Origin of the sequence: Paenibacillus sp. FSL L8-0435 (genome assembly GCF_037965655.1) — a bacterium.
GTDB lineage: Bacteria > Bacillota > Bacilli > Paenibacillales > Paenibacillaceae > Paenibacillus.
The window spans coordinates 2199498-2213874 of sequence record NZ_CP150185.1; the positions used below are offsets into that span (position 1 = coordinate 2199498).

The 14377-nt window shown below is 46.4% G+C and carries 14 protein-coding genes; 12 read left to right on the forward strand and 2 right to left on the reverse strand.

What is annotated here, in order from left to right; all coding sequences use genetic code 11:
- Positions 1-229: 229 nt before the first annotated feature.
- The 3 genes from NST33_RS10090 (at position 230) to NST33_RS10100 (ending at position 3553) form a co-directional block, all read left to right on the forward strand.
- Complete coding sequence (locus NST33_RS10090) at positions 230-1531, forward strand: DNA polymerase IV (RefSeq protein WP_221823544.1); 1302 nt, start codon at positions 230-232, stop codon at positions 1529-1531.
- Between the two features lie 117 nt (positions 1532-1648).
- Complete coding sequence (locus tag NST33_RS10095) at positions 1649-1891, forward strand: ferredoxin (protein WP_017689369.1); 243 nt, start codon at positions 1649-1651, stop codon at positions 1889-1891.
- Between the two features lie 219 nt (positions 1892-2110).
- The gene (locus NST33_RS10100; protein ID WP_339307782.1) at positions 2111-3553 is read left to right on the forward strand and encodes a L,D-transpeptidase family protein; all 1443 of its coding nucleotides are present in this window, start codon (positions 2111-2113) and stop codon (positions 3551-3553) included.
- Between the two features lie 42 nt (positions 3554-3595).
- Here NST33_RS10100 and NST33_RS10105 read toward each other — a convergent pair whose 3' ends face one another.
- Positions 3596-3733: a hypothetical protein gene (locus tag NST33_RS10105; protein ID WP_017689367.1), complete on the reverse strand. Its 138-nt coding sequence runs from the start codon at positions 3731-3733 to the stop codon at positions 3596-3598.
- 254 nt (positions 3734-3987) lie between these two features.
- Here NST33_RS10105 and NST33_RS10110 point away from each other — a divergent pair, with 254 nt between their 5' ends.
- The 3 genes from NST33_RS10110 (at position 3988) to NST33_RS10120 (ending at position 6504) form a co-directional block, all read left to right on the forward strand.
- Complete coding sequence (locus NST33_RS10110; protein WP_339307784.1) at positions 3988-5085, forward strand: quinone-dependent dihydroorotate dehydrogenase; 1098 nt, start codon at positions 3988-3990, stop codon at positions 5083-5085.
- 134 nt (positions 5086-5219) lie between these two features.
- Positions 5220-6035, forward strand: coding sequence for a GTP pyrophosphokinase family protein (locus NST33_RS10115; protein ID WP_036609636.1), 816 nt, complete (start codon positions 5220-5222; stop codon positions 6033-6035).
- Positions 6022-6504, forward strand: a complete 483-nt coding sequence (locus NST33_RS10120) for a DUF309 domain-containing protein (protein ID WP_339307786.1) — start codon at positions 6022-6024, stop codon at positions 6502-6504. Before NST33_RS10115 ends, NST33_RS10120 begins: the two co-directional genes overlap by 14 nt.
- Before the next feature lie 220 nt (positions 6505-6724).
- On the opposite strand, the gene NST33_RS10125 is transcribed toward NST33_RS10120, so the two are convergent.
- Positions 6725-7273, reverse strand: coding sequence for a thioredoxin family protein (locus NST33_RS10125; protein WP_036609632.1), 549 nt, complete (start codon positions 7271-7273; stop codon positions 6725-6727).
- 221 nt (positions 7274-7494) lie between these two features.
- Here NST33_RS10125 and NST33_RS10130 point away from each other — a divergent pair, with 221 nt between their 5' ends.
- The 6 genes from NST33_RS10130 (at position 7495) to NST33_RS10155 (ending at position 14276) form a co-directional block, all read left to right on the forward strand.
- The gene (locus NST33_RS10130; protein ID WP_339307788.1) at positions 7495-9192 is read left to right on the forward strand and encodes an RsmB/NOP family class I SAM-dependent RNA methyltransferase; all 1698 of its coding nucleotides are present in this window, start codon (positions 7495-7497) and stop codon (positions 9190-9192) included.
- A complete protein-coding gene (locus NST33_RS10135; RefSeq protein ID WP_339307790.1) occupies positions 9189-9935 on the forward strand; it encodes a pseudouridine synthase in 747 nt (248 codons plus the stop codon). The genes NST33_RS10130 and NST33_RS10135 overlap by 4 nt, the downstream gene beginning before the upstream one ends.
- 421 nt (positions 9936-10356) lie before the next feature.
- Entirely contained in the window at positions 10357-11160 is an 804-nt protein-coding gene (locus NST33_RS10140; protein WP_339308663.1) for a Cof-type HAD-IIB family hydrolase, read from the forward strand.
- Between the two features lie 96 nt (positions 11161-11256).
- A complete protein-coding gene (locus NST33_RS10145; RefSeq protein ID WP_339307792.1) occupies positions 11257-12297 on the forward strand; it encodes a hypothetical protein in 1041 nt (346 codons plus the stop codon).
- A gap of 107 nt (positions 12298-12404) precedes the next feature.
- The gene (locus NST33_RS10150) at positions 12405-12953 is read left to right on the forward strand and encodes a GNAT family N-acetyltransferase (RefSeq protein WP_339308665.1); all 549 of its coding nucleotides are present in this window, start codon (positions 12405-12407) and stop codon (positions 12951-12953) included.
- Between the two features lie 192 nt (positions 12954-13145).
- Positions 13146-14276 carry a glycosyltransferase family 4 protein gene (locus NST33_RS10155; RefSeq protein WP_221823387.1) on the forward strand — a complete coding sequence of 377 codons (1131 nt, stop codon included), beginning with the start codon at positions 13146-13148 and terminating at the stop codon, positions 14274-14276.
- Positions 14277-14377: the final 101 nt, after the last annotated feature.

Genomic DNA, 14377 nt, shown 5'->3' on the forward strand with positions numbered 1-14377 from the left:
ATATGGAAGAAAAGGAGGGGGGATTTTGACTTTTTTATGGGGAAATACGATTATTGCTCTGATCACTTTGATACTTTTTGTGAGTGTAGGCTGGTTAATTATTCGGTCTCTGATCAGATCTCGCAGAAAATAAATGCTCGTAACTGAATTAACATAACGGGTTTGATATACTATAGAAGAAAGAAATTCGTTTCATTAATTGGTGTGCAAGAAAGGGCGGGGGTTCATGATGTCTTCAGACGGCAATCCTCCAGCAAATGTGGATCAATATTACCCTGCAGCCGGACGGGTGATTCTGCATGTCGATATGAATGCTTTCTACTGCTCTGTACATGAAGCCGAGGAACCAGATTTATATAGAGGAAAAGCAACGGCCGTTGCGGGCAGCAGTGAACTGCGAAAGGGTGTAATTGTAACCTGCTCATATGCCGCTCGTAATCGAGGCATCTCAACAGGTATGGTTGTCCACCAAGCCATGAAAAAGTGCCCTGATCTCATTGTGATTCGTCCTGATTTTCATTTATATCGTCAATATTCAAGAGCGTTCATGCAGATTGCGTATAGTTATACGCCTCAACTTGAGGCGACATCCATTGATGAATGTTATCTTGATATTACAGGTTCAAGGCAATTCGGGAATCCAATGGAGATTGCGGAGAGCATTCAGCGGAGAATCAAGGATGAATTGGGGCTGCCATGTTCCATTGGCATTGCACCCAACAAATTATTGGCGAAGATGGCTTCGGATCTGAAAAAACCGAATGGTATCTCCATTTTACGCATGAGGGACGTACCCCGGATTCTTTGGCACAGACCATGCAACGAGATGTTTGGCATTGGCAAAAAAACGGCTGAAAAGTTGAAAAAACTGGGCATTGAAACGATTGGTCAATTGGCCAAATCGGATGAGAACATGTTGACCGAACTATTTGGAGTTAATGGAACATGGCTCAAAAATTCCGCCAATGGCATTAACCACTCCGCAGTTCACGCGGAACGTGAGGCCAATAAATCCATTGGGCATACAACCACTTTACCGGCGGATGTATCGGATATGAATGAGATTCATCGAGTGTTCCTCAATATAAGTGACCAGGTAGCCAGAAGGTTGCGCAAGCACGAAATGTTCAGCCAGGGTATTCAGATTACAATCCGGACACCGGATATGAAGACAATCACCCGATCACGTCTAATGGAAGTTCCTACGGAGGATGCAACGGTCATATACCGTGAGGCCTGTAAACTATTTGAGAAGCATTGGGGTAGTGGCAAGCCTGTACGCATGCTGGGTGTTACACTTCAAAACCTTATTCCAAGAGAGGAATCAGCTGTACAGATGGACTTGTTCGAATATGAGCAGAAGCCCAAAAAGGACAATCTGATTCGGATTATGGATCAGTTACGTGATAAATTTGGTGAGAATGCTGTTGTGACCGCCGGCATGCTTGGAGACGATCCTTCCGTGTTGCTTCGCAATCATAAAGTACGTGGTACTTCCCTGCAAAAAGATAACTTGCAAAGTCTTGATTAAATAAGGGATAATAGAGACTTGTGGTTGCAAAATGATTTGTAATTATCCTTACTTTGTATTAATATGTTTCTAGATAAAGACACTGTACGTTTCGAATTTTAGGAGGAGAGAATGTAAATGAGTAAATATACTTGGGTTGAAAAAGACACATGCATCGCATGTGGCGCTTGTGGAGCAACGGCTCCAGACATCTACGATTATGATGATGAAGGTTTGGCAGAAGTTATCTTTGACGGCGATGCTAACCATGGTGTCAAAGCTATTCCAGACGACTTGTTTGATGATATGCAGGATGCATGCGATGGCTGCCCTACAGATTCAATCAAAGTAGCGGACGAGCCTTTCAATAAAGAAGGCTAAGTATTTCTCCTATGAACACAAAGCACCTTCTTTTGTCTTAACGACAAGGGAAGGTGCTTTTTTTTGCATTCATTTAACTGTGATTATCTGACTATGGATCAAGGACGAACATTGTCGAACCCCCTTTTTTCCACCGGGTACTCAAGTCCTATGGATTCAACGCTTGGTTATGCCGATATATAATGATATACGGAAAAAGGCGAAATAGTGGAGGATCGGATGCAAAATACTCATCTAAGAACATATGTCAAGAAACATCCAGACAATAAAATGGCTTGGTACTTGCTCGGAAAGGAGTACTTGGGCGAAGGACAGGAGGCCAAAGCCAATTATTGCTTTCAGCAAGCGGGCGAGGTTTATGAGGCATTTGAACGCAGTAAAGCTCCTGCTGACATCTGGGTAGACTATCAGGATAAACTGGTCGAGATGTCCGAGCAAAAAGAGAAAAAACAACGTAGACGCAAAATGTGGCTTACGTTGTTCATGCTGCTTGTGCTGGCAGGTCTGCCACCTGCGGACGCTCCGGGTTTCAGTCGTGAAGCGGCCGACGCACTGTCAGCAGCACTGGAATCCACAGATGATATCGCAGCGCCTGTAGAAGCGGATCAACAGGCTGGGACTGCATCCATTGCGCCAAGCAATGTGTTCACTGCTGCGGCATTTGGTGGAGGTAATCATGGCGAGGCTGCTCTCGCAGCTGCCTGGTCTGGGTCTGGTCCAAAAGTAGAGACTTCTGCTGTACTGGGTATGCAAACCTCGGATGACTGGTCTTTATGGAAGCGAAATATGCCTGTGAAATACATAGTACAAACCAATACAAGCGGGAAATTGACTGCACAGAGTTATGATGCCAAGCAATGTAACTGTGAACCTCCTGAAATTACACCGAAAATCAAAAAGATGGCCTTGGCGTGGACCGCCAAGCAGGAAGCAGCTGCATCCTTATCAAGTGCAATCGTTGCCTATCGCAAAAAAAATGACGTTTGGCCCAAGAGTGTAACGCAAATGGCTCAGCCATTTCCGAACAATATTCTGGGAGAGACTGCGTCAGGGATGACCGAGATGTTTCCGAAGCTGTTAGCTCAGCATCAAGGAAAGGCACAGGAAGGAAAGAACGATTCGAGTGGTAAAGAGAGCGGTTCAACATCTTTGAATTCGTCTCAAGGCAACAATGCCGCTTTTGCAGATACGCTGGGAGGTCAGCCTTTTTTGCAGGAACCGCTGGAGATTGTTATTGATAAGGATAAACATAAACTTGCATTAATCAGTGGGGATACCATTGTTCGTATGTATGATGTGGGACTTGGCGGTGATCGAACACCGGAGGGTTCATTTGTCATCACAGATAAAGTGGTTAATCCGAATGGGCGCTCGAACGGTGAGTTTGGAAGCAGAGGTATGCAGCTCTCGAATACGAATTATGCCATCCATGGGACCAACGAGCCAGACAGTATCGGACTGGATGAGTCCCTTGGATGTGTGAGAATGCATACAGGAGATGTAGAAGAGTTATTCGCTCTTGCTCCGCAAGGCACTCCGGTACGCATTGGAGAAGATGTACTGCCAGATCTGACGCTTGTTCCAGAAGCAAAGCAGCGTTATCAGCATACACTTGTTCCAAAGCAGAATAATCCGAACAAAACGTATCACTGGCTGAATTGATCTGTTTGATATGTAGAATCAGATGGATTCAGCCTGAATCATCTACATGTTGGCAATAATGATAAGAGCACCAATGATGATGATCAAGCCGCCTACACTGGCTGCAGTCCATGCAATGGCTTTGCGATTCACTTCTTCTTTCTTTTGCTGTAATGCAGGTGGTTTACGTTTGGGAGCCATGAGTTATTCCTCCTTATTTGGAATAGAACTGGTGTAGAGTAACCATGCTCTCATTGTAAAGAATTCAACTCGTCATTACCAGTGGGCGGGTGGATTTCTTGTGAGCATTTTGTATTATTCGATTTGTGCTGTCTATGCGCAAACTACTTTCCTTTTTAATAAGAAACAGATAGACTTGTGTGTAGAGTGTTTTTTACATATGAAAAGACGGAAAGCGGCTTTTTGGCGTACCGGACCAGAACGGAGTGAGTGATTTGTTATACAGAAGTCTTGCTAAACCTTTGTTGTTCAAAATGGACCCTGAACAGGCCCATCATCTGATTATTGGCGGCCTTAGTGGCATGGGTAGCATCCGTCCGGTTCCTTCCGGACTGCGAGTGATGTACGGCGTTCGTGAAACGTCTGATCTGGCTGTTGACATGTTTGGGTGTCATTTCCCTACACCTGTTGGTCTGGCTGCGGGTCTGGACAAAAACGGACAGGCCGTAATGGGCTTTTCTTCCATCGGATTTGGATTCATGGAAGTGGGAACCGTGACACCACTTGCACAACCAGGTAACGATCAACCACGGCTGTTCCGTTTGCCTCCAGATGAGGCTTTGGTGAACCGAATGGGCTTCAACAATCTTGGTGCGGAAGCGATGGCGGGTGAATTGGCACGTCTACAGGATCGGCGTATTCCAGTGGCTGTTAACATCGGCAAGAATAAGGCAACGTCTAATGAGGAAGCTCACCTGGACTATTCGAAGTGCATTCAGGCACTATACGATTATGCTGATCTGTTCGTGGTTAATATCAGTTCACCAAATACACCGGATTTGCGTAATCTGCAACATGGGAATGAATTGAAGGAACTGCTCGCTGCGGTTATGAACGAGATGAATGTGCAGCATGTACGAGCGGGTGGAGCGACCAAATCCGTTCTGGTGAAGATCGCACCGGATGTGAATGATCAGGAACTTGAATATATGGTTCGCACAATTGCAGACAGCGGTGTTGCTGGCATTATTGCAACGAACACAACCATTAGTCGTACAGGACTTTCTCACCAACATGCAAAGGAAACTGGCGGTCTGAGTGGTAAACCTCTGCGTGAGCGTTCTACGGAGATTATTCGTCAGATCTATCGTCAGACCGAAGGCAAACTTCCGATCATCGGCTCAGGTGGTATTTTCACAAGTGAGGATGCATACGAGAAAATTAAAGCCGGAGCAAGTCTGGTCGAAATATATACTGCATTGATCTACGAAGGACCTGAGGTGAATCGGCGTATTCATGCCGGACTGCGTGAGTTACTTCGAAAGGACGGTTATCGTCATATCTCTGAAGCGGTTGGTGCGGAGCATCGTTAAGAAGGAATGTGGATCCCCGGATGGAAAATATAGAAGCATGGAAGAGCGTAAAATGGTTCGGGACTCTTCCCCCCACCAAACATCATGTATAATGGAATAGAACAGGGGACGCTATAGAGACAGGAGGCATAAGCATGGACGGTAGAGACTGGGGTACATTTTTACTTCCTTATGAACAAGCGGTAGAGGAATTAAAAGTCAAGTTTAAGACAATGCGGGCGGAGCTGAAAAAACGGGAAGAATATGCCCCGATTGAATTCGTTACCGGTCGTGTCAAAAAAATATCCAGTATTCTGGAGAAATCCAGACGACTGAATGTGTCGCTTGATGACGTGGAAACAGGCATTGAGGATATTGCAGGTATCCGCATTATGTGCCAGTTCGTGGATGATATCCGTCGGGTTGCCGAGTATATTCGAGGTCGTAAGGATCTCACGGTACTCATTGAGAAAGATTACATTACGAATTTCAAAGAGAGCGGCTATCGCAGCTTCCATATGATTATTGAGTATCCCGTTCAGACGGCTCTTGGACAAAAGAAAGTTTTGGCCGAGATACAGATCCGGACGCTTGCCATGAACTTCTGGGCTACCATTGAACATTCGCTGAGTTACAAGTTTCGGGAAGGGTTACCTGATGAGATGAGAACCAGGCTGAAAAAAACGGCTGAGGCTGCGTTTATACTGGACAACGAGATGTCTGCAATTCGTCTACAGATTTTGGAGGCGCAGAAGGCATTTGAGGATGATTCCAATATCGTGTCAAGAACATTAAATATCATTCATCAATTATACTTCTACCATCTTGTCAGTGAAGCAATTGAAGCACAGAAGCGATTTAACGATTACTGGGAACGGCATGATATGGAAGGGCTCAAAGACTTGCTGGATGACGTGAAGAAACTTCTGAACAACGCCAGAAAGGGCGAAAACCCGGATGAGCATCTATGAGCCACTGTACGTTGACTACTTAAGCTACTTCAATCGTGATCAGGATTATTTCGAGTGCCATGAGGTGCTGGAAGAATTGTGGCTTGAACGTAACCGGGATTCTCTCTATAAAGGGTTGTTGCAAGTTGCGGTTGGTTTATACCACTTCAGGAATGGCAATCTCCGCGGAGCAACGATGATGTTACAGAGCTCACTTGATCTTCTGGAACCTTATCCTGCTACGATTCTGGGCATTGACCTAGGGGTTTTGGTACGGGATGTACAGGAAATCGTGAAGCAACTGTCCCAATCAGATGTTCAGTCTGTGACTTACAGGGATTTGTCCATACGAATTGTTGATGAGGTCTTGGAACAGGAGATATCTAGAAGATCGCTTGAGCTAAAACCTAATATTCCGCAGCGCCGGAGTCCTACCAGAGGGCGAATATACGAAGAGAAGATAAAGGCGATGGATCAGAGTAAAAGTTGAACCGTAATCAGCGTTAATATTCAAATGAGCATCCCATGGATATGAAGTTACATGGTTATGAAACACCCCGACGATTCCTGTAAAGGGAACGATCGGGGTGTTTTTGAATGTTGCGTCATATTCAGATGATTGCAGGTGGCACAGCCTGTCCTTCTATAGAACAGTGTCGGTGATACAAGTGCCTGATTGTAGATATTTGTAGTAGAAACGGATCTGGCAGTTAGCTTGCCGAAGGAGCGGCACTGCCTTTATATTTTTGGAAAAATTGTTTGTAATCATCCAGTGTGTAGCCTTGGTCACTGCCATTCTCTTTCAGTCCGCCAACCATACGGTCTTTCTCGACACCAGCCTCATAATAGACGAGTGTAGGTGTGAACTCGATATTGTAATCAGTCCATCCTGCTTCGAATTCACGCAGATTGAACTGTGGAAGCTCAATACCTTCACTGTCAACCAGTGGCATCAACTGAGGTGTTGTGGCACGGCAGTGCGAGCAGTCGGAAGCAAAGAAATAAACAAAAAAGCTGTCTTTGTTATCGATTTTGGCTTTGAGATCAGTGGGAACAATAATTTGTTGATAGTTGGGATCACTAAGTAGCTCCCTTGTAGCTGGATTAAGCTTGGAAGCAGCGATGCCATAAGCATTTTCCACTGAATCCATCTGTTTCTTGGATTGCTGGTCTACGACAACCAGTGCTGCAATCATAATGATTAAAATACCCAGGAATATAAGGATCGCAGCACTTTTCTTTTTCTTCTTGGATTTCATTGGACATCCCCCATCGATCATATCGAAATATAGTTTGGGCAAAAATAAAGGTTGGGATAATATGCATAAACACCCGAATTTTTGCTCAGGAATCAATCTACTTGCCATTATACTACATTACACGCTGTAGTGGAATAGATACGATATGATAGGAAAGCAAAGCTTGGATATGATAAAATAAAACGATATTGCAATCTTACCAAGACAGGATGAGTGGGAATATGGGTGTAAAGTTACCTTTGATATTTGCTGAGCGAATGAAAAGTTTGCTGGGCGATGAGTTTGAACAATTTATGAAATCTTATGAACAGTCTCCTCATGCGGGACTGAGAGTGAATACGCTAAAAATATCGATGGAACAATTCGATGAGATTGCTCCGTTTGATCTAAGACCTATTCCGTGGTGTGAGACAGGATTCTATGTACCTCATGGTGTTAAACCGGGGCTGCACCCTTATTATCATGCAGGTCTGTATTATATACAGGAACCAAGTGCAATGGCTCCCGTTGAATTATTGCAAGTGGAACCTGGAGATCGCGTGCTTGATCTGTGTGCAGCTCCGGGAGGCAAGACGACACAGATTGCAGCAAAGCTGCAAGGCAAGGGCGTGCTTGTCACGAACGATATCCATGCGGAACGCACCAAAGCGCTGGCCAAAAACGTGGAATTGTACGGGGTGCGTAACGCCGTTGTTTTGAATGAGTCGCCAGAGCGGATCGCAAATGCATTTCCTCATTATTTTGACAAAGTATTAATTGATGCGCCTTGCTCAGGTGAAGGCATGTTCCGCAAGGATGAAGACATGGTGAAATCGTGGGAACATCATTCGGTGGAAAAATGTGTGCTCATGCAGCGGGATATCTTGGAGACTGCGGCACGGTTACTGGCCCGGGGAGGAACCATCGTATATTCGACATGTACCTTTGCGCCGGAGGAAAATGAAGCGATGATTGCGGAGTTCCTGAATGTAAACCGTGATTTCGTAGTAATGGACATTCCTAAAGAGACAGGGTTTGCTCCAGGACGTCCGGAATGGGTACGTCAGATGATGCCGGAGAAGGCAGAAGAGACGGAAGCTGTACTGGATCAAACGCGTGGAACCGTAAGATTGTGGCCTCACCTTTTGGAAGGAGAGGGACATTATGTCGCTGTGTTGCAGCATCGTGCAGGGCAAGAATTAGAAACAGATCAACCTGGAGTAGTTAAAGAAGGAGCAATGGAGTATGGACAGGTCGTGGATGTGTCCAGGATTGAAGCAGAGGGGAACAAGGATCACTCTATTGCTGCTTCTTCAATTGCTATGACCAAGGCTGATCGTAAAAAGGAACGTTTGTTGCGAATCGAATCCCGAGAGTCCCATGACAGACAGGCTGGGGGCGGCAAGAATTCGGGTAAACAGGGCAAAAAAGGTAAAGATCACGGTGGACGTAAATCGGAACGGGGTCAGGGACGCGGAGCTGATTCGGCAAGTATTGATCCGGTTGCGATCTACAGTCAGTTTATGAAAGAACAATTGGAGATTGAGTTAACAGGAGAGACGGTATGTTATGGAGATCGTGTGTATCAATCATCGGTTGGTGCAGCTCGGTTGGAGGGACTGAAAGTCACTCGTCCAGGCTGGTTTATGGGCACGATCAAGAATGGACGATTTGTTCCGTCCCACCCGCTTGCGTGTGCTCTGAATGCATCTGAAGCACGGCGAAGCGTAAATCTGTCATCCGCTGATGGCGAAGCCGTGAGGTATCTCAAGGGTGAAACGTTAAATATGGAAGAAGAACGAGTGGTGCTCAAGGCGGATACGGTTGCCAAAGGGTACGTTCTTGTATGTGTAGATGGTTATGCTGCTGGCTGGGGGAAATGGCTGGATGGCGTACTGAAGAATGAATATCCGGCAGGGTGGAGGTGGACATCGGTATGAGTGGAAAAGGCAAACAAACGCTGCGTCTGGACAAAATATTAAGCCATATGGGTGTGGGAACACGAAGTGAACTCAAAAAGATGGTGAAACAAGGCAGAATCCATGTGGACGGCAAAGCGGTGAAAAACAGTGGTGTACAGGTGAAACCTGAGGTCAACGTCATTGAAGCCGATGGCGAGCGGATTGTGTATCGGGAGATGATCTATCTCATGCTGCATAAACCTCCGGGTGTCGTGTCTGCTACCGAGGATAACAGAGATAAGACGGTACTGGATCTGCTGCGGAAAGAGGATCGGGTCTTCAATCCTTTTCCTGTGGGACGACTGGATAAGGATACGGAGGGACTGCTCATTCTCACGAATGACGGTCCACTTGCCCATGATCTGTTATCTCCACGCAAGCATGTGCCCAAAACCTATGAAGCCCGTGTACTGGGAAACGTGGATAAGGAGGATGTGCAACGTTTCAAGGCGGGCATTCAATTGGATGACGGGTACGAGACGCTGCCGGCCGAACTGACTATACTTGGTCAGGAAGAGACGGAAGAAGGCACGATCTCGTCGATCTCGCTTATTATTCACGAAGGAAAGTTTCATCAGGTGAAGCGTATGTTTCAGGCGGTAGGCAAGCGAGTGATCTATCTGAAACGCGTAGCCATGGGTGAACTGGAACTAGCCTCCGATCTTGCTATCGGAAGCTATCGTGAATTAACCGCAGACGAGTTGAACCTTCTGCGGAAGTAAAAGCTCCCGTCCTTCGCGAAGCGGAGCAGGGAGTCGTGGAGGGAAGCGGAGCCCCGATACTAAAGCCGAAGGCGAAAAAGCTCCCGTCCTTCACGAAGTGAAGCAGGGAGTTGTGGAGGGAAGCAAAGCCCCGATACTAACGCCGAAGGCGAGAAAGCTCCCGACCTTCACGAAGTGAAGCAGGGAGCCGGGCAGAAAGCGAAGCCCTGCCCGTATTGGTCCCGGTTAAGCTTGGGCGGGACCGCCGCTGACCAGCGGTGTGCCCGGCAACAAGTGTTCCTACGACAACCGTGACATAGCAAGACCCGGCCTAACACCGGTGAGCAGGACGGGAGTCCAGAGGGCAGAGCCCTCTGGGGCCCTCCCTCGGAAGGGAGGGTTTGGGTGGGTGCGACTACTAACAGATGAGGATGAAGCCAGAATGACTTATAAATTAATTGCACTAGATGTAGATGGAACACTGCTGAATGATCATCATGAACTTACCGAATGGACTCAGGAGACCTTGATCAAAGCTTCCCGTCAGGGAGCGGAGATTGTCCTGTGTTCGGGTAGAGGTCCGGCCAACACGATTCCTTTTATGGAGCAGATGGGACTGGATGGATATGTGATTACGCATAATGGCGCCGTTACCGCGCAAGTCGATACCCGTGAGGTGGTTCATCATTTTGCATTAGATGGACAAGGACTGGAGCCAATCATATCCTACTGCCGAACCAATGGAGTACATTTTGACATCAATACAGCATTTGGTCTGTATGTGGATCAACCGGAAGGTTTGGGTTTGCAGGTGCGCGAGATGTATTACAACTTTATGGCAGAGCCACTGAAGTTACCCAAGTGGGTTGACATGACAGAACCGCTGGCGAAATTCACTGCATTTGGTCCGATTGAACAGATGGATGCAGTACTTCAGGAATGGTCAACTTGGAATCTGCCTTATTATATGACACGGAGTGGTGACTTTTTTATTGATCTGATGCATCCCGAAGCGTCCAAAGGCGCTGCGCTGAAAAGGCTTGCCGAATCGAAGGGAATCATGCCTTCGGAGATTATGGCGATTGGTAACTACTTCAATGATATTACGATGCTGACCTTTGCGGGCAAAGGCATTGCCATGGATAACTCACCGGACGAGGTGAAAGCTGCTGCGGACGAGGTTACACTCTCCAATAACGAGCAGGGTGTGGCACACGCAATCCAAAAATATGTGTTATCCATCTAACCTACATCTTATTTTTGAAATGCACGCTTCCCTCATAATCTACCGTCTTTAGGGGCATCCTAAGAGAATAACGTTAGGAATGAAGGAGGACATGTGATGAATTATGATGTGGAATTGGTTGCAGACCTGCGGACATCAGGTGGAGAAGTACAGGACGTGATGGACAATGGACAATATGCAGGCTCACTTTTCCTTGTGTACAGAGAAGGAGATCGTTTATCAGGTAGTCTTCAGATCGAGCAGGAGTCTCTGCCAGATGGTACAGAGGAACGTATCGTGGAAAAAGTGCATGCCTATGTCCGATCTCTTGCAGATGCGTTGGAAGCTGCTTATTATGAAGTACTGGTTAGTTGTGGTTCATTACACTCGGTTCTGCATAAGCCTGAGTCAGAGACCGTGTGGCCGTCTGAAGATATGAATCATGACGAAGGCAGTTATGACGATATAGACAGCAGTGGAAGTAAGGTAATCCCTGTTTCACAAGCCGAATCGTTTACATATGAAGATCGGGATCAGGTTCTGGAGATGGAAATGGTAAGCGCAGGACGCAGCATATCGACGTATATTTTCAATGATGTCGAAGGGCAGGAACTTGCAGAAGCTTCCTTAAAACAATATGGCGCTGATGTACAAGGTGAAATACACTGGTATGACGAGCCGGAAGAGAATCAATTGGAAGCTGCGGCAGAGTTGCTGGTCAGAGAGCTGGATGAAGATATCATCGATACGATTACGATCCGCATGTGGCATCAGGGCAACGAACTCGAGACGTTAGAGTGGGTACATCGCGATTTCTCCGAGGATTTTGAGGATACCGATGAATCGGATCTGGATGAGCTGGAAGCTGCTGAAGAAACATGTTATGTCATGCTGAAGCGTAAGGATCGGGAGTTCCGGGTATATGAGCTTTTTCTTCAGGAACGAGGTGGATTGCCTGTGGGAACAGCAACAATAGATACTTCTCATTCCGATCTGACGGGATACATTGATTACGAGGTTCCTGGTACCAGCATTCAGCGAAAGAGCCTGGTCGAAGTGTTGATGCAGGAGTTGGACAAGGAAATGGAGTTTGATACCTTGCACCTGACGATGTTGTATCGAAATCAGATTATCGATGAAGCCAGAATAGATGGGTAAAGGGCAACCGCCTTTTACCTTTTTTAATTCTCATTTTGACGAAAAATTCATTTCCCGGTATAGTACCATTAGTTTAACAGAGATCAGGAAGCGGAAGGAGAACAATGATGCACTCATTCAGGATCAGTAGCGAATATATTAACGATGGTTTTCAAGCGGTTCAGGCGAAGCCGGAAGATACGGAGGATGTGATGTCGCTGCTGGTGGAGACAGCCGAGTGGTTACAGAGCCAAGGTTCTTCCCAATGGAACGCTTTGCTTAAAGGTGAAGATTCACATGATACGGCAGGGGCAATCCGGCGTGGGGATGTGTTTGTATTTAAAAAAGGAGCGGACGTAGCGGGGATGGTCATCCTTTTGGTTCAGCCAAGCCCTTGGGATATTCATCTTTGGGGTTCAAAAGCTCATGCCGAGGATGGTGCAATTTATCTGCATCGGCTAGCGATTCGAAGAAAATATGCTCAGAGCGGTCTCGGACGGTCCATTTTGCAATGGTCCAGCAGCGGCATACATTTTGAAGGCAAACATACTGTTCGGTTAGATTGCGGAGCGAGCAATGCTACGTTGAACGCCTTTTACACGCGGAACGGGTATACTTTTTTGGGAGAGACCGATGGTTACAGTACATATGAGAAGCCCGTGGAGCTACGGAGCTGAGATTCTGGTTATCCAATGAATATGTTGACGACAAGCGCGAGTGGTTGACTGCTGGATTAAAGCTTTTACTTCTGAGGGGAACGTTTCATGAATATGTTGTATATACGAGTTATCGTAATATAGATGTTCCGGCTTCCCTATGTCATAATGGATAGTAAAGCAGTACGTAAGTTAGAAAGGGGGAAACTAACGGTGAGATTGCTGCAGGCGCTTTTCTTTCCTCCGGAGCAGCCCGGAGGTGTATCCTCTATGATTCCGTATATGCAAGAGAGATTTACAACCCCGAGGTGGGAAATGGATCTGTTCTCGTTGCCAAAGCGAATTCGCAACAAGGGCAGAGAGGAAGTTCAGTTCGAAACGTTTGACTGGACGGAATATCAGGATAGTCCTGTTGTCCAAAAATATATTCAAACTTATCGTGATTATCTATGGTGGACCAAACTGCGTATTCAGAAGCCCTATGATCTGATCCATGCCCACCACCCAATTGCAGGACTTGCGATGAAAACGGTTTTCCCGGATACACCCCTCATTCAGACGATACACTCCAGTTATGAACGAGAATTAATCCTTAATGGACGCATTGAAACGGATGGACCGGAGCATCGATTCCTGCTTGCGATATATGGTGAGCTCGAACACCAGGCAGAGCGCCTCTTAACGGTGTCGGATTCGTTCCGTCGTTATCTGGCTCCCTACGTGAAGGAACCTGATGTCATCGGTGTGATTCCCAATGGATTTGATGAGAAGCGGTTTAAGCCGATTCCTCATGATAATGCGATACCACAACTGGTCACGGTATGTCGGCTTGTTCCGGCAAAAGGGTTGGATATTCTTTTCAAAGCTTGTGCGGAACTGAAGGGCCGAGGTCATGATTATGTGTTACATATTATTGGAGATGGACCGATTCGTCCTGATCTGGAAGAATTGGCGCAACGATTAGGGATCTATAATGAGACCATTTTCTATGGTTATACACTGCACCCTGAGGAATTCATGCCATTCTTTGATATTTTTGTACTTCCTTCACGGGCAGAAGCATTTGGTTCTGTCTTCGCTGAAGCGGCGCTGAGTTGTCTTGCCCTTGTGGGTACGGATGTAGGTGGAATACCTGAACAGATCGAGAACGGTAGCAATGGGTTGCTTGTACCGGCAGAAGATCCTTCTGCATTAGCTGAAGCGCTTGAAAAAGTGATGCTGGACCCGGCTTATCGTTATGAACTTGCCCGTTCGGCGTGTGAAAAAGCCAAAACACATTACTCGCTTGGCAGATCGGTCAATGAGTTAAAAAAGATGTATCTACAGTTTCCTAGCAAAGCTTAAAACGTAGAGCAAAAAGTGCGAGCCGCTGTGATAAACAGCGGCTTTTTGTCATGTTTAAGGAAAGAGTACCTGCGATGACTTGTGGTTATGAGGCAAACAGA